Below are 16531 nucleotides of genomic sequence, written 5' to 3' on the forward strand. Positions count from 1 at the left end.
AGGTCTTATCAGCTATGCTATGCGGATCTACGAATACTAAATGTTCATTGCGTTGCCTCTGACCGGGGCAACGGTTTACACCTACAGGACCACCGGCCGCCATGCAAGAGCAATACCGTCCAGAAGACATAGAATCGAACGTACAGCTTCACTGGCAAGAGAAGCAGACTTTCAAAGTTACCGAAGACGACAGCAAGGAAAAGTACTATTGCCTATCCATGCTGCCTTACCCGTCCGGCCGACTGCACATGGGCCACGTTCGTAACTACACTATCGGCGACGTGATCTCGCGCTATCAGCGCATGCTGGGCAAAAACGTACTGCAGCCGATCGGCTGGGATGCGTTCGGCCTGCCGGCGGAAGGCGCGGCGGTGAAAAACAACACCGCACCGGCCCCGTGGACCTACGACAACATCGAATACATGAAGAACCAGCTGAAACTGCTGGGCTTCGGCTACGACTGGGATCGCGAAATCGCCACCTGCCAGCCGGAATACTACCGCTGGGAACAGTGGTTCTTCACCAAGCTGTATGAAAAAGGCCTGGTCTACAAGAAGACCTCGGCGGTGAACTGGTGCCCGCACGATCTGACCGTACTGGCCAACGAACAGGTTATCGACGGCTGCTGCTGGCGCTGCGATACCAAGGTCGAGCGTAAAGAGATCCCGCAGTGGTTCATCAAAATCACCGCCTACGCCGATCAGCTGCTGAACGATCTGGACACGCTTGAAAGCTGGCCGGAGCAGGTGAAAACCATGCAGCGCAACTGGATTGGCCGCTCCGAAGGCGTGGAAATCACCTTCGACGTGGCGGACAGCGAAGAGAAGCTGACGGTTTACACTACCCGTCCCGACACCTTCATGGGCGCCACCTACGTGGCGGTCGCCGCGGGCCACCCGCTGGCGCAACAGGGCGCGCGCAACAACCCGGCGCTGACCGACTTCATCGACGAATGCCGCAACACCAAAGTTGCCGAAGCCGAAATGGCGACGATGGAGAAGAAAGGCATGCCGACCGGCCTGTTCGTTGTCCACCCGCTGAGCGGCGAGAAGCTGCCGGTGTGGGTCGCCAACTTCGTGCTGATGGAATACGGCACCGGCGCCGTGATGGCGGTACCGGCGCACGACCAACGCGACTGGGAATTCGCCACCAAATACGATTTGCCGATCAAACCGGTGATCCTGAACCTCGACGGCAGCCGGCCTGACGTGAGCGCCGAAGCGATGACCGACAAAGGCGCGCTGTTCAACTCCGGCGAATTCGACGGCCTGGACAATGAAGCGGGCTTCAACGCCATCGCCGACAAACTGGTCGCCAAGGGCGTGGGCCAGCGCAAGGTCAACTACCGTCTGCGCGATTGGGGCGTCTCCCGTCAGCGTTACTGGGGCGCGCCAATCCCGATGGTGACGCTGGAAGACGGCACCGTGATGCCGACGCCGGAAGATCAGCTGCCGGTGATCCTGCCGGAAGACGTGGTCATGGACGGCATCACCAGCCCGATCAAGGCCGATCCTGAGTGGGCGAAGACCACCGTCGACGGCCAGCCAGCGCTGCGTGAAACCGACACCTTCGACACCTTTATGGAGTCTTCCTGGTACTACGCGCGCTACACCTGCCCGCAGTATGACCAAGGTATGCTGGATCCGGCCGCTGCCAACTACTGGCTGCCGGTCGATCAATATATCGGCGGTATCGAACACGCCATCATGCACCTGATGTACTTCCGCTTCTTCCACAAGCTGATGCGCGATGCAGGCCTGGTGGATTCCGACGAGCCGGCCAAGCGCCTGCTGTGTCAGGGCATGGTGCTGGCCGACGCCTTCTACTACACCGGCAACAGCGGCGAGCGCGTCTGGGTATCTCCGGTTGACGCCACCGTCGAGCGCGACGATAAGGGCCGCATCATCAAGGCCACCGATCCGCAAGGCCGTGAACTGGTCTATGCTGGCATGAGCAAAATGTCGAAGTCGAAGAACAACGGCATCGACCCGCAGGAGATGGTGGAAAAATACGGCGCGGACACCGTGCGTCTGTTCATGATGTTCGCTTCACCGGCAGAAATGACGCTGGAGTGGCAGGAATCCGGCGTGGAAGGGGCTAACCGCTTCCTGAAACGCGTGTGGAAACTGGCCTACGATCACGTGGAAAAAGGCGCGGTACAGCCGCTCGACGTAGCGGCGCTGAACGAAGATCAGAAAGCGCTGCGCCGCGATCTGCACAAAACCATCGCCAAGGTAACCGACGATATCGGCCGCCGTCAGACCTTCAACACCGCTATCGCCGCCGTGATGGAGCTGATGAACAAGCTGGCCCGCGCGCCGCAGGAGAGCGAGCAGGATCGCGCGCTGCTGCAGGAAGCGCTGCTGGCCGTGGTTCGCATGCTGTACCCGTTCACCCCGCACGTGTGCTTCACCCTGTGGCAGGCGCTGGGCGGCGAAGGCGACGTGGACACCGCGCCATGGCCGGTTGCCGACGAGCAGGCGATGGTCGAAGACTCCAAGCTGGTGGTGGTGCAGGTGAACGGCAAGGTTCGCGCTAAAATCACCGTATCTGCCGATGCGACCGAAGAGCAGGTGCGTGCGCGCGCTGCCGAAGAGCATCTGGTGGCTAAATATCTGGACGGCGTCACGATTCGCAAAGTGATCTACGTTCCGGGCAAACTGCTTAACCTGGTTGTGGGTTAACACAAGGAGGAGTTGTGCGACAACGTATTCTGACGCTGTTGCTGGGGTTGGCGGTGCTGGTCACCGCCGGCTGCGGTTTTCACCTGCGTGGCACCACGCAGGGGCCGAATGAAATGAAAACGCTGATCCTGGACAGTTCGGATCCTTACGGCCCGTTGACGCGCGCGGTGCGTGAGCAGCTGCGTCTTAACGACGTGACTATCGTCAGCGATCCGAAACGTAAAGACGTGCCTTCCCTGCGCATCGTCGGCGCGACGGAAAGCCAGGATACCGCCTCGATCTTCCAGGACGGTAAAACCGCCGAGTACCAGCTGGTGCTGACCGTACAGGCGCAGGTGCTGATCCCGGGCCATGACCTGTATCCGCTGTCGGTGAAAGTGTTCCGTTCCTTCTTCGACAACCCGCTGACCGCGCTGGCCAAGGACTCCGAACAGGAGATCATTCGCCAGGAAATGCGTGAGCAGGCGGCGCAACAGCTGGTGCGCAAACTGCTGACCGTGCATGCGGCGGAAGAAGAGAACCGGCAGAAAGCCGCTGCCGCCGGCGAACGAGCGGCAAGCCAAACCGCACAATGATCCGCATTTATCCGGAACAACTTGCCGCGCAGCTCCGAGAGGGGCTGCGCGCTTGTTATTTATTGTGCGGCAATGAACCGCTGCTGCTGCAGGAAAGCCAGGATTTGCTCCGGCAGGCCGCGCAACAGCAGCAGTTCAGTGAGCACTACAGCATTTCCCTTGACGCCCATACCGACTGGGACGCCATCTTCGGCATCTGCCAGGCGATGAGCCTGTTCGCCAGCCGCCAGACGCTGCTGCTGATCTTCCCGGAAAACGGCCCGACGGCGCCGATCGGCGAACAGCTGACCAAGCTCGCCACGCTGCTGCACGAGGATATTCTGCTGATCCTGCGCGGCCCGCGCCTCACCAAAGCGCAGGAAAACAGCGCCTGGTTCAAGGCGCTCAGCCCGCACGGCGCCCTCGTCAGTTGCCAGACGCCGGAACAGGCGCAGCTGCCGCGCTGGGTCGCCACGCGCGCCAAGGCGATGAAGCTGGAGCTGGACGACGCCGCCAATCAGCTGTTGTGCTACTGCTACGAAGGCAACCTGCTGGCGCTGTCGCAGGCGTTGGAGCGGCTGTCGCTGCTGCACCCGGACGGCAAGCTCACATTGCCGCGCGTCGAGCAGGCGGTGAACGACGCCGCCCACTTCACGCCGTTCCACTGGCTGGATGCCCTGCTGGCCGGCAAGAGCAAGCGCGCCTGGCATATTTTGCAGCAGCTGCAGCAAGAGGACGTAGAGCCGGTGATCCTGCTGCGCACTCTGCAGCGCGAACTGCTGCTGCTGCTGACGCTGCAGCGCCGCATGGCTTCCGCGCCGCTGCGCACGCTGTTCGATCAGCACAAGGTCTGGCAGAACCGCCGCCCACTGGTAACCCAGGCGTTGCAACGCCTGTCCGGCCCCCAGCTGCAACAGGCGGTACAGCTGCTGACGCAAATCGAGCTGACCCTCAAGCAGGATTATGGCCAGTCGGTCTGGCCGGAACTGGAAACCCTGTCGATGCTGCTGTGCGGCAAACCCCTGGCCACGAGTTTTACCGATGCCCACTAATCCGGAACACCCCACCGTTTTGCACGCGCTGTTCGGCGGCACCTTTGACCCGATCCACTACGGCCACCTGCGGCCGGTGGAAGCGTTGGCCGCCGAAGTGGGTCTGAATCGCGTCACGCTGCTGCCTAACCACGTGCCGCCGCACCGCCCGCAGCCGGAGGCCAATGCGCAGCAGCGCCTGAAAATGGTCGAGCTGGCGATCGCCGGCAATCCGCTGTTTGCGGTCGACGATCGCGAACTGCACCGCACCACTCCCTCCTACACCATCGAGACGTTGGAAACGATTCGTAAAGAGCGTGGCGCCGCCCAGCCGCTGGCGTTTATTATTGGCCAGGACTCGCTGTTGACGCTGCATAAGTGGCATCGCTGGCAGGCGCTGTTGGACGTCTGCCATCTGCTGGTGCTGGCGCGCCCGGGCTATAACGATCGCATGGACACGCCGGAGCTGCAGCAGTGGCTGGAACGCCATCGCACCGCCGACCCGGCGCTGCTCAGCCGTCGCCCACACGGCCATATCTATTTGGCCGATACGCCGGAACTGGAAATTTCCGCCACCGAGATCCGCCAGCGCCGCCATCAGGGCCTCAACTGCGACGACCTGCTGCCACGCCCGGTGCAGCGCTACATCGAGTTGCAGGGTTTATATCGCTAGCGAAAGGTGCGTGATATACTGCGCCGCTATTTTTCAGGTATCCGCTGAAAACCCCGGAAACCTTAGCTGGCCGGGCAGTCACCAGTTAGCTGGCTTTCAGCGGCAGCCTGCCGAAACCATTATCCGGTTACGCCGCGGCGCGCGCATTTTGCCCGCCGCAGCCGACTGAACAGAACACACCCGAGGGGGAACCTTTGCAAGGTAAAGCGCTCCAAGATTTCGTCATCGATAAAATCGATGACCTGAAAGGCCAAGACATTATCGCTCTGGACGTCCAGGGCAAATCCAGCATCACCGATTGCATGATCATCTGCACCGGCACCTCGACTCGCCACGTGATGTCGATCGCCAACCACGTGGTGCAGGAATCCCGTGCCGTTGGCATGGAGCTGTACGGCATGAAAGGCCAGGAAGCCTCCGACTGGATCGTGGTCGATCTGGGCGAAGTTATCGTGCACGTGATGCAGGAAGAGAGCCGTCGCCTGTACGAGCTGGAAAAACTCTGGAGCTAAGCGGTGAAACTGCAATTGGTGGCGGTCGGCACCAAAATGCCAGACTGGGTGCAAACCGGCTTTATGGATTACCTGCACCGCTTTCCCAAAGATATGCCGTTTGAGCTGACCGAGATCCCGGCGGGCAAACGCGGCAAAAACGCCGACATCAAGCGCATTCTGGACAAAGAAGGCGAACAGATGCTGGCGGCGGTGGGCAAAGGCAACCGCATCGTTACGCTGGATATCCCAGGCACGCCGTGGGAAACGCCGCAGCTGGCGCAGCAGCTTGAACGCTGGAAGCAGGATGGCCGTAACGTCAGCTTGCTGATCGGCGGCCCGGAAGGGTTGGCGCCCGCCTGCAAAGCCGCTGCCGAGCAGAGCTGGTCACTTTCTCCGTTGACATTGCCGCATCCTTTGGTGCGCGTCCTGGTGGCCGAAAGCCTCTACCGCGCCTGGAGTATTACTACAAATCATCCTTACCACCGGGAATAGCCGGTGGTGACCGTGACAGAGTGAAATAAAGCAGCGGGATGAAAATAGAACGTAACCCTTTTCGCGACTATACGGCTGAATCCGCCCTGTTTGTACGCCGCGCCCTGGTGGCGTTCTTGGTCATCCTGGTGCTGTCCGGCATCCTGATCGCCAACCTGTATAATCTGCAAGTGGTCCGCGTCGAGGATTACCGCACCCGCTCCAACGAAAACCGCATCAAGCTGGTGCCTATCGCGCCCAGCCGCGGCATTATCTACGATCGCAACGGCACCCCACTGGCGCTCAACCGCACCATTTACCAGCTGGAGCTGATGCCGGAGAAGGTTGACGACCTCAAAGCCACGCTGCAGGCGCTGCGCACGGTGGTCGACCTGACCGACGACGACATCACCAATTTCGAAAAAGAGCGCAAGCGTTCGCGACGTTTCGTCTCCATTCCGGTGAAAACCGCGCTGACCGAAGTGCAGGTCGCCCGCTTTGCGGTCAATCAGTTCCGCTTCCCCGGCGTGGAAGTGAAAGGCTACCAGCGCCGCTACTACCCTTACGGCTCCGCCCTCACCCACGTCACCGGCTACGTCTCGAAGATCAACGACCGCGACGTCGAACGCCTGGACAAAGACGGCAAGCTGGCCAACTACGCCGCGACCCACGACATTGGCAAGCTGGGCATCGAACGCTATTACGAAGACACGCTGCACGGCAAAACCGGCTACGAAGAGGTCGAGGTCAACAACCGCGGCCGGGTGATCCGCCAATTGCACGAGCAGCCGCCTTCCGCCGGTCAGGACGTCTACCTGACGCTCGATCTCAACCTGCAGCGCTATATCGAGCAGCTGCTGGTAGGCAGCCGCGCCGCGGTGGTGGTTAGCGATCCGCGCACCGGCGCCATTCTGGCGATGGTGTCCAACCCGAGTTACGATCCGAACCTGTTCGTGGACGGCATTTCCAGCAAGGACTATCAGGGGCTGCTGAACGATCCGAATCGCCCGCTGATCAACCGCGCCACGCAGGGGGTTTACCCGCCCGCGTCGACGGTGAAGCCTTACATCGCGGTGTCGGCGCTCAGCGCCGGGGTGATCACCAAGAACACCGTGGTGTTCGATCCCGGCTGGTGGCAACTGCCCGGCTCGGAAAAACGCTTCCGCGACTGGAAAAAATGGGGCCACGGCCGGCTGAACGTCACCAAGGCGCTGGAAGAGTCCGCAGATACCTATTTCTATCAGGTCGCCTATGACATGGGGATCGATCGGCTGTCGACCTGGCTGACCAAATTTGGTTACGGCCAGTACACCGGCATCGATCTGTCCGAAGAGCGCTCCGGCCTGATGCCGACGCGCGAATGGAAGCTGAAGCGCTATAAAAAGCCGTGGTATCAGGGCGACACCATTCCGGTGGGCATCGGCCAGGGCTACTGGACCGCCACGCCGATTCAGATGGCCAAGGCGCTGAACACCCTGATCAACGACGGCACCGTCAAAACGCCTCACCTGCTGCAGAGCACCCGCGTCAACGGCGCGCTGGTGCCGTTCAAACAGGAAGAAGACACGCAGATCGGCGATATTCACTCCGGCTTCTGGGAAATCGCCAAAGACGGCATGTACGGGGTGGCCAACCGTCCGAACGGGACGGCGCGCAAATACTTTGCGGACGCCCCTTACAAAGCCGCGGCGAAATCGGGTACCGCACAGGTATTCGGCTACGAAACTTACAACGCCCATAAACTGGCGGAGCACCTGCGCGATCATAAACTGATGACCGCCTTCGCGCCGTTCAACAATCCGACGGTGTCGGTCGCCATCATTCTGGAAAACGGCGGCTCCGGTCCGGCGGTGGGCACCATCACCCGCCAGATCCTCGACCATATTCTGCTGGGCGACAACAATACGCAATTGCCAAGCGAAGCCCCGCTGCCGCCTGGCGTAGAAGGTGACTAAGGTAGAACATGACTGAAAGCCAACAAAAAGGCCGATCTGGACAAAAATCCACATCGACCCGACGTTCCTGCTGCTGATCCTGGCCCTGCTGGTCTACAGCGCCTTCGTGATGTGGAGCGCCAGCGGCCAAGACATCGGCATGATGGAGCGCAAGATCGGGCAGATCGTCATGGGGCTGATCGTGATGGCCGTCATGGCGCAAATCCCGCCGCGCGTATACGAAAGCTGGGCGCCCTATCTGTATATCTTCTGCGTGATTTTGCTGATCCTGGTGGACGCCTTCGGGCAGATCAGTAAAGGCGCGCAGCGCTGGCTGGATCTCGGCGTGGTGCGCTTCCAGCCGTCGGAAATCGCCAAGATCGCCGTGCCGCTGATGGTGGCGCGCTTTATGAACCGCGACGTCTGCCCGCCTTCGCTGAAAAACACCGCCATCGCCCTGGTGCTGATCTTCCTGCCGACGCTGCTGGTGGCCGCGCAGCCGGATCTGGGCACCTCGATCCTGATCGCCGCCTCCGGCCTGTTCGTGCTGTTCCTGTCGGGCATGAGCTGGAAACTGATCGCCGTCGCCGCCGTCGCGCTGGCGGCCTTTATCCCGGTGCTGTGGTTCTTCCTGATGCACGGTTATCAACGCGACCGCGTGATGATGCTGCTCGATCCGGAAAGCGACCCGCTCGGCGCCGGCTACCACATCATTCAATCCAAGATCGCCATCGGCTCCGGCGGCCTGTCCGGCAAGGGCTGGCTGCACGGCACCCAGTCGCAGCTGGAGTTCCTGCCGGAACGCCATACCGACTTTATCTTCGCCGTGTTAGCCGAAGAGCTGGGGCTGATCGGGGTGTTGGTGCTGCTGGCGCTTTACCTGCTGGTGATCATTCGCGGGCTGATGATCGCCGCCAAGGCGCAAACCACCTTCGGCCGCGTGATGGTTGGCGGCTTGATGCTGATTTTGTTCGTTTATGTCTTTGTTAACATCGGTATGGTCAGTGGCATTTTGCCGGTAGTTGGCGTACCTTTGCCTCTGGTCAGTTACGGGGGTTCGGCGCTGATAGTGTTGATGGCCGGTTTCGGCATCATCATGTCGATCCACACGCATCGGAAAATGCTGTCTAAAAGTTTATAAGAGGTGAGTAATGCGTAAGGAATGGCTTTGGATCGGCGTCGCGGCAGTGTTGCTCTCCGCCTGTACCGCCCCGACCACGGAACAGCAGGCGCCACAACAGCCGTACAACGGCCCGGTGGTGGAAATCGGTGGCGTCGAGCCTCAATATGAACCCTATAACCCTAATAACATGCAGGATTATAAGGTTAATGGCGATACTTACCGCATCGTAAAAGATCCGCAGAACTTCTCGCAGACCGGCCTGGCGGCCTGGTATGGCGAAGAAGCCAACGGTAACACCACCGCGCTGGGCGAGCAGTTCGATCCGAACGGCCTGACCGCGGCGCACCCGACGTTGCCGATCCCTAGCTATGTACGTGTCACCAACCTGGCCAACGGCCGTCAGCTGGTGGTGCGCGTCAACGATCGCGGGCCTTACACCAAGGGCCGCATCATCGATCTGTCGAAAGCCGCCGCCGATCGCCTCAACCTGTCCAACAACACCAAGGTCAAAGTCGATTTCATCAACGTGGCGCCGGACGGCACGCTGAGCGGCCCGGGCACCATCGGCACCATCGTGGCGAAACAGAGCTACGCCCTGCCGGCACGCCCGGATCTCGGCTCCAGCGGCATGGGCACCCCGATCCAACAGGACGTGCCGGTCGCCAGCGGCGCGGCGGTGCGCCCGATCGATAACAGCAGCCTGCGCACCGACGACAACAACGCGCCAGCCGCCGGCGGCAACGCAACCGGCGGCCGCAGCGGTTTCCTCGGCGCGCCAAGCGCCGTACCGGCCGGCGTGCTGGAAGGATCAGAACCTGAAGCCGTGGCCGCGCCGGTCGCGGCCGGCACCGCGGCTGCCGGCATGGCTGCTGCGTCTTCCTCCGGCGGTTACGTGGTGCAGGTCGGTGCGCTGAGCAGCGCCGAGCGCGCCCAGAGCTGGCAGCAAAGCCTGAGCCAGCAGTTTGGCGTGCCGGGCAAAGTGGCGGCTAACGGCAACGTTTATCGCGTCCAGCTCGGCCCGTTCAGCAGCCGTCAGCAGGCAACCCAGCTGCAGCAACGCCTGGCCAGCGAAGCGCAACAACAGTCTTTCGTTACTGCTGCACCCTAAGCGTTAAGCCCGGCGGGCATTCGCGGCTGATAAGCGGTTATTTAGCTGAAACATTTTCTTGCAGCTAAAAGTTCTCTAACCGCAATTAGTCAGATGAATGGGTAATGCCTGCCGGGATCGCATCTGCTATAGTGTGGCTCGTTTTTTAACTTTACTTTCACGGATGTTGTAGTCCCGATCATGAAACAAGTAACTTCTTTTCGCTTAATCAAAAGCATCGCACTCGGCACCGTTATCGCAATGAGCGCAGCCTCCGTTGCACATGCCGATGACGTTAACATCAAAACCATGATCCCAGGTGTCCCGCAGATCGATGCGGAAGCGTATATCCTGATTGATTACAACTCCGGCAAGGTGCTGGCCGAGATGAACGCCGACGCGCGTCGCGATCCGGCCAGCCTGACCAAAATGATGACCAGCTACGTCATCGGCCAGGCGCTGAAAGCGGGCAAAATCGGCCAGGACGATCTGGTGACCGTCGGTCAGGACGCCTGGGCGACCGGCAACCCGGTGTTCAAAGGCTCCTCGCTGATGTTCCTGAAGCCGGGCGATCGCGTGCCGGTCTCCAAACTGACCCGCGGCATCAACCTGCAATCCGGTAACGACGCCTGCGTGGCGATGGCCGACTACGTCGCCGGCAGCCAGGACGCGTTCGTTAACCAGATGAACACCTACGTCAGCAAGCTGGGCCTGCAGAACACCCACTTCCAGACGGTACACGGCCTGGATGCCCAGGGCCAGTACAGCTCGGCGCGCGACATGGCGCTGATCGGCCAGGCGCTGATCCGCGACGTGCCGGAAGAGTACGCGATTTACAAAGAAAAAGAGTTCACCTTCAACAATATCCGCCAGATGAACCGCAACGGTCTGCTGTGGGATAACAGCCTGAACGTCGACGGCATCAAAACCGGCCACACCGACGCCGCGGGTTACAACCTGGTGGCTTCGGCGACCGAAGGCCAGATGCGTCTGATCTCCGCCGTGATGGGCGGCCGCACCTACAAAGGCCGCGAAGCCGAGAGCAAGAAACTGCTGACCTGGGGCTTCCGCTTCTTCGAAACCGTGGCGCCGCTGAAGGTCGGTAAAGAGTTCGCCTCCGAGCCGGTCTGGTTCGGCGATGCCGACCGCGTTGAGCTGGGCGTGGACAAAGACGTCTACCTGACCATCCCGCGCGGCCGCATGAAAGATCTGAAGGCCAGCTACGTGCTGAACACCCCTGAAATTCACGCGCCGCTGGCGAAAAACCAGGTGGTCGGCAGCATCAACTTCCAGCTGGACGGCAAAACCATCGACCAGCGTCCGCTGGTGGTGATGAACGAAGTGAAAGAAGGCGGTTTCTTCAGCCGCATCGTGGACTACATCAAACTGATGTTCCACCACTGGTTCGGTTAACGGTTGAATCGGGCGAAATTGCCCCCATATACTGAATAACACTAACTCCCGCCCCGGCGGGAGTTATACTTTATAGATTAGCTAGCACTCTGGAGCGCACGCACATGCAAAAAACTAAACTGAACGAACTGCTCGAATTCCCTTGCTCGTTTACCTACAAGGTGATGGGCCTGGCGCAGCCTGAGCTGGTTGACCAGGTAGTTGAAGTGGTGCAGCGCCATGCACCGGGCGATTACAACCCGCAGGTTAAGCCGAGCAGCAAAGGCAACTACCACTCCGTTTCCATCACCATCAACGCTACTCACATCGAGCAGGTCGAAACCCTGTACGAAGAGTTGGGCAACATTGAAATTGTTCGCATGGTGCTGTAATTCCAGCATAACCCCCTGCTTATCAACCCGGGATGGCGCAGCGTCTTCCCGGGTTGCGCATTTTTGGTCAGCGAAAGGCTGGTCGCAGGCCGGAGCGCCCGGTATAATGGCTTTACCACTTCTGTAACCTGACGATGACTCTTTTGCAACCAGACAAGATCATTTTGCGTCAGCTGGGGTTGCAGCCCTACGCGCCTGTATCCCAAGCCATGCACAACTTCACCGACAGTCGTACCGAGACTACGCCGGACGAGCTGTGGCTGGTGCAACATCACCCGGTCTTCACCCAGGGCCAGGCCGGCAAAGCCGAGCACCTGCTGATGCCCGGCGATATCCCGGTGGTCCAGAGCGATCGCGGCGGCCAGGTGACCTACCACGGGCCGGGCCAGCAGGTGATGTACGTGATGATCGATCTGAAACGCAGCAAGGTCGGCGTACGCCAATTGGTTACGGCGATAGAAGATACGGTTATCAACACCCTCGCCCACTTCCGCCTCGAATCGCGCGCCCGTCCCGATGCGCCTGGCGTGTACGTGGGGGAGCAGAAAATCTGTTCGTTGGGTTTGCGGATCCGCAAAGGCAGCTCATTCCACGGCCTGGCCCTGAATGTGGCGATGGATCTCAGCCCCTTCCAACGCATCAACCCTTGCGGTTACGCCGGCATGCAAATGACGCAGGTCAGCGCGCTGGCGCCCGGCGTTGGCATTGAAGACATACACCCAATCCTGGTACAGGAATTTGTTCATTTACTCGGCTACCAGACGGTCGAGCTTCGTAACTGGAACCTGCACGATTACCTATGAGGCCTAGGGGCTAGCGGTCATTTTCACCGCAATCAGAAATTGCTAACGTCTATCATTTCTTCTGTGCAGCAATATATGCCCCTAATAAACTCTTTTTAGTATAAATTCGTTTATTAATAAATCGCTCGACCCCTTTCCTTGTTGAGGAGTTAAACTTTATCAGTTTAGGAATGGCGACTTTATCTTTATTTTTTAGCAGCAACTCCGTAGCAACATAAATGCCATCCCAGTTATGCTTATAATTAAAGTAATGCCCAGTGCTTTCCGATGATGCATACAAAATATTAAAGTGATTTCTATCAAGTACAACAATGGCTGAAATATAACATAACAAGTAATCGGGCCGAGTCAGACGTTGCAACAGCTCATCTCGTCTCTCTAAGTTGGCATAATAATTCTTTGGATCGTCACTGGTTGCACAGCCTTCAAACTCTCTAAGCCATGCCTGAATGAAATTACTTTCCCTAGGGCAAACGATAAACCAGTTTTCTGAGATAGGTTTATCAATGTTAGACGTACATTCATTTGAGTAAAAAAGAAATGCCTCGTGATTTTGCATTCTTGATGTTATCCACTCAAGACCTTCAGTTAAAAATATGCTGGCATCCATCCAGACTCCGCCATATTTTTTAAGAAGTAACAACCTGATGATATCAGCAACATTAGATTTAGGGAGCGAGCCATTAACCTCAGGGAGGGTAATATAATTATGAACATTGTTTTCGTTCAATACCATCACTTCGTAATCAGAACATAGTTTTTTAACCTGCTCAATGCACATTCGCACAATTTCAGGTAACGTCTCTGAGTCCCAATATATCCAGATTAATTTTGGTATCACATAATTATTGTAGTGCTTTTTATTACTTTCATTAATCTCAACCCAATTAACATTAGGTGTCTCTTCCCTTCTCTCGGTAATGATTTTTAGCATTTTCAAAAATTTCTTTATCATTTTATGAATCCCGTTTTGTCAAATAGCGAAGAGCTACACTTAAAGATGAAAGTTTGAAAGTATCCCTGTCAATAAGAATGATGCCCATACGTTTAAGCACAATATACTGATATAACGATATTGCAAATTCAGATACTGTCCATATAGTTGCAGTAGTTAAACCTCCGCCATACGGCAGAATCAAGTAATTAGCAGTCAAACTAAATACTGAAACTATGATTTGTATTTTCACAAATACTTTATCGAGCCCCATATTCAGCATCACTTGGCCGCCAATAATAATGCCATAAAACACGGCAAAAAGGCCGAAAGACAGAATCACAACGATAGGTGCTGACGGTAAAAAAGCCTTACCAAATATAATTAACGTAGCCAATTTACTGAAAGTAATCATACCGATAAGCATCATCAAACTCATGCAAATAAATATCGGCATAATTTTCTTTACTGTTTCAACACCTTCATTCTTATCCCTACCAAATTTTTCCGAAAGGATAGGGAAAATAATTTGATAAACTGGCATTATCATTACACTTTTAGCAACTTCAATAAGCTTTTGGGCTGAAGAATAGTAACCAACATCTTGCTTTGTAGATATTGCCCCCAAGAGAACAATCCCTGTAGTAGTATACAAATTTGTCACTACACTAGAGAGAAAAAGGTGCCTATCTTCCTTCAAGTAACGTATGCAGTCTTTTATTGGTGCGAATCTTAACTTTACACGATATTTACTGATGATAATACCAAATGTGATAATTGCCGTTATTAGAGTTATTACATTAAGGATCGCCGCATAGAGTAAAATATCGTCCGGAGATTTAATGAGCACAACAATCAATATGCAAGAAGCTGATTTTGAAACAAAAGATAGAAGTGCAATGGTTTTAAAATCACTATAAGCTTGCAAAAACCATGTTTGGGTAAAAAGCAAGGACAAGCACGAGCAAAAAGTAATCAGCGCAAGCGCAATGTTATTCTTAAGATCACCAATAGTGAATATACATATTGCAAATATAGCCATGCTTATAGAAATCAGTAACATCTGCGAGGTAAATATTGTTGAGAATATCTGATTACTACTGTTTTTTTCCCGCGTAACGCGTCTGACGCCAGTAAAGTTAAAGCTATAGCTGACAACAAGAGAGAAATACCCAACAATCGCTGCGATATAATTTATCAACCCCAATTTTTCAGGACCAAATACCCTGGCAACAATAGGTATTGTTATTAATGGGAAAACATAGTTTGCCATTTGCACAAAAAACATATATGAAAGATTTTTGATGTTTTTCTTCATATTATTGCATTGCTCGATTAAAATTTTAAATATTTTGACGGATTTCCCATTGAAAATCAATCGCTTTATCGGTCACCAAACCGAAACTCATTGCTAAACTTACAACATTCGACAGACCATTGATTGATAGGTCATTATTTCATGCTGCAAAATGCTAAAACAGTCACAAAAAATCAAAAAAAACCAATAAATTCAAAGCATTGAAATAAACCCCATGAAATAATAAAAATCAACACCAAAAAAATCGTCAATAGCCTAGCCCTGTAAGATAAAATTATTATTTTAAGAAATATCCCATACCGAAATTACCATGCCATACCCATTACTTTCGGTGGATGAAACCTCGAAGGTATCCAGAAATCGCTCAAGATCACCTCATCAGAGCATAGAAATCAACACGTTATCTATCGAATCAACGCAATAGCACTAAATTAATTTAATATCAAAAGGATAAACAGAAAACCCTGTAAGTTAACATTGTGTTATGTCTACTCCCCCATTCCCTCTAATTTTTTCACCCTGCTTATTGAAAATACTTCAACATTGCCTATCCTACTGATTGTGATATATTAATTTATATGGAACATTAAAGTTTCACTCAGAGATTTCATTACAAAGCTACGGGGATATTGATGGGGACTATCAGATTCGGTGCACTGGACAACCTCAAATTTTTATCGGCCATACTAATCATCAGTATGCATGTACATAACCTTGGAATGGAAAGCATTTACTCATATTCGCTCGTTAATGGTCTCTTTAGATATGCTGTTCCATTCTTCTTTATTGTCAATGGTTATTTTTTAATCGCCTCTATTGAAAAAATCAGGATTTTACACTTGGGTTAAACGAGTAATCATCCTTTATACTCTATGGATGATTATTTACCTTCCTATTTATTACAAGCAGTTTGATATTCATACGAGCACTGGGAAATTAGATCTCGCTATAACAATGCTTCTGGGTTTTCATCATCTCTGGTATTTGGTCGCGATGTTTGTCGGAGGAGTACTTTTATTTTTGACCAGAAAGTCAAATATGAACGTTATGTTGGCAATTTCATTTGCATTGATAATATGTGGTGTACTTATACAGTATTACTTAAAAATCCATGGGAAACAGCTAACTCAAGACCGTTACATTCTTATTAACTTATACCGTAATTTTCTATTTATGGGATTCCCTTTTATGTTCATTGGTCATTATTTACGAACCCAGAAAATAGAAATCAATCAAAGAATCGCTATCTCTATAGCAGCGCTCTCTGCCTTTTGCGTAATCTTTGAGTCGATCTATTACTATTCTATTGGTGACATACTGCCTATAGATACGCTTTTTTCCGTATCAATTTTAGCACCAGCTCTTTTCTTAATAGCAAAAAACATCAATATCAAAAAAAGCGTGAAATCGATGTCAACAATAGCAACAGCTGTTTACCTAACACATCCTTTCATCATAAAAATCGTATCATCTGATAGATTCGGAATCTCTGAGAGTATGTATACCATATTCTTACTTAGCTCTGTTTTTTCTATTTTACTTGCCATCATCCTTTCAAAGATGAATAAAAAGTTCAAGTATCTACTCTAATAGCGCTGCGGGTCTATTAATATACCATTAATGGGCCCAATAAAATCCCAC

General features: G+C 54.3%; 15 protein-coding genes and 1 pseudogene. 14 read left to right on the top strand and 2 right to left on the bottom strand.

Annotation, left to right across the window (positions count from 1 at the left end):
* Positions 1-101: 101 nt before the first annotated feature.
* The 12 genes and pseudogenes from leuS (at position 102) to lipB (ending at position 12638) form a co-directional block, all read left to right on the top strand.
* Positions 102-2684, top strand: coding sequence for a leucine--tRNA ligase (gene leuS, locus HMPREF3138_RS23250; protein WP_038877455.1), 2583 nt, complete (start codon positions 102-104; stop codon positions 2682-2684).
* Between the two features lie 14 nt (positions 2685-2698).
* Entirely contained in the window at positions 2699-3259 is a 561-nt protein-coding gene (gene lptE / locus HMPREF3138_RS23255; RefSeq protein ID WP_070559358.1) for an LPS assembly lipoprotein LptE, read from the top strand.
* Complete coding sequence (gene holA / locus HMPREF3138_RS23260; RefSeq protein WP_038877450.1) at positions 3256-4290, top strand: DNA polymerase III subunit delta; 1035 nt, start codon at positions 3256-3258, stop codon at positions 4288-4290. The genes lptE and holA overlap by 4 nt, the downstream gene beginning before the upstream one ends.
* Positions 4280-4942, top strand: coding sequence for a nicotinate-nucleotide adenylyltransferase (nadD, locus tag HMPREF3138_RS23265; protein ID WP_015376938.1), 663 nt, complete (start codon positions 4280-4282; stop codon positions 4940-4942). Before holA ends, nadD begins: the two co-directional genes overlap by 11 nt.
* Before the next feature lie 194 nt (positions 4943-5136).
* Positions 5137-5454 carry a ribosome silencing factor gene (gene rsfS / locus HMPREF3138_RS23270; RefSeq protein WP_038877448.1) on the top strand — a complete coding sequence of 106 codons (318 nt, stop codon included), beginning with the start codon at positions 5137-5139 and terminating at the stop codon, positions 5452-5454.
* Positions 5455-5457: 3 nt separating this feature from the next.
* Entirely contained in the window at positions 5458-5928 is a 471-nt protein-coding gene (rlmH, locus tag HMPREF3138_RS23275; protein WP_004940002.1) for a 23S rRNA (pseudouridine(1915)-N(3))-methyltransferase RlmH, read from the top strand.
* Between the two features lie 38 nt (positions 5929-5966).
* The gene (gene mrdA, locus HMPREF3138_RS23280; RefSeq protein WP_038877446.1) at positions 5967-7862 is read left to right on the top strand and encodes a peptidoglycan DD-transpeptidase MrdA; all 1896 of its coding nucleotides are present in this window, start codon (positions 5967-5969) and stop codon (positions 7860-7862) included.
* A gap of 8 nt (positions 7863-7870) precedes the next feature.
* Positions 7871-8982, top strand: a pseudogene (gene mrdB / locus HMPREF3138_RS23285) (peptidoglycan glycosyltransferase MrdB).
* A 10-nt stretch (positions 8983-8992) separates the two neighbouring features.
* Entirely contained in the window at positions 8993-10072 is a 1080-nt protein-coding gene (gene rlpA, locus HMPREF3138_RS23290) for an endolytic peptidoglycan transglycosylase RlpA (protein WP_038877444.1), read from the top strand.
* A 180-nt stretch (positions 10073-10252) separates the two neighbouring features.
* The gene (gene dacA / locus HMPREF3138_RS23295; RefSeq protein ID WP_038877442.1) at positions 10253-11464 is read left to right on the top strand and encodes a D-alanyl-D-alanine carboxypeptidase DacA; all 1212 of its coding nucleotides are present in this window, start codon (positions 10253-10255) and stop codon (positions 11462-11464) included.
* Positions 11465-11568: 104 nt separating this feature from the next.
* Positions 11569-11835 carry a DUF493 family protein YbeD gene (gene ybeD, locus HMPREF3138_RS23300; protein WP_004940012.1) on the top strand — a complete coding sequence of 89 codons (267 nt, stop codon included), beginning with the start codon at positions 11569-11571 and terminating at the stop codon, positions 11833-11835.
* A gap of 134 nt (positions 11836-11969) precedes the next feature.
* Entirely contained in the window at positions 11970-12638 is a 669-nt protein-coding gene (gene lipB / locus HMPREF3138_RS23305) for a lipoyl(octanoyl) transferase LipB (RefSeq protein WP_038877440.1), read from the top strand.
* A 52-nt stretch (positions 12639-12690) separates the two neighbouring features.
* Here lipB and HMPREF3138_RS23310 read toward each other — a convergent pair whose 3' ends face one another.
* Both HMPREF3138_RS23310 and HMPREF3138_RS23315 read right to left on the bottom strand, forming a co-directional pair.
* Positions 12691-13593, bottom strand: coding sequence for a capsular polysaccharide synthesis protein (locus HMPREF3138_RS23310; protein ID WP_038877438.1), 903 nt, complete (start codon positions 13591-13593; stop codon positions 12691-12693).
* A gap of 1 nt (position 13594) precedes the next feature.
* Positions 13595-14890 carry a flippase gene (locus HMPREF3138_RS23315; protein ID WP_057522941.1) on the bottom strand — a complete coding sequence of 432 codons (1296 nt, stop codon included), beginning with the start codon at positions 14888-14890 and terminating at the stop codon, positions 13595-13597.
* Positions 14891-15522: 632 nt separating this feature from the next.
* Here HMPREF3138_RS23315 and HMPREF3138_RS27525 point away from each other — a divergent pair.
* Positions 15523-15738: an acyltransferase family protein gene (locus tag HMPREF3138_RS27525; RefSeq protein WP_038877436.1), complete on the top strand. Its 216-nt coding sequence runs from the start codon at positions 15523-15525 to the stop codon at positions 15736-15738.
* Positions 15707-16480, top strand: a complete 774-nt coding sequence (locus tag HMPREF3138_RS23325; protein ID WP_071605357.1) for an acyltransferase family protein — start codon at positions 15707-15709, stop codon at positions 16478-16480. Before HMPREF3138_RS27525 ends, HMPREF3138_RS23325 begins: the two co-directional genes overlap by 32 nt.
* Positions 16481-16531: the final 51 nt, after the last annotated feature.

Source organism: Serratia sp. HMSC15F11 (genome assembly GCF_001808215.1).
GTDB classification, from domain to species: domain Bacteria; phylum Pseudomonadota; class Gammaproteobacteria; order Enterobacterales; family Enterobacteriaceae; genus Serratia; species Serratia nevei.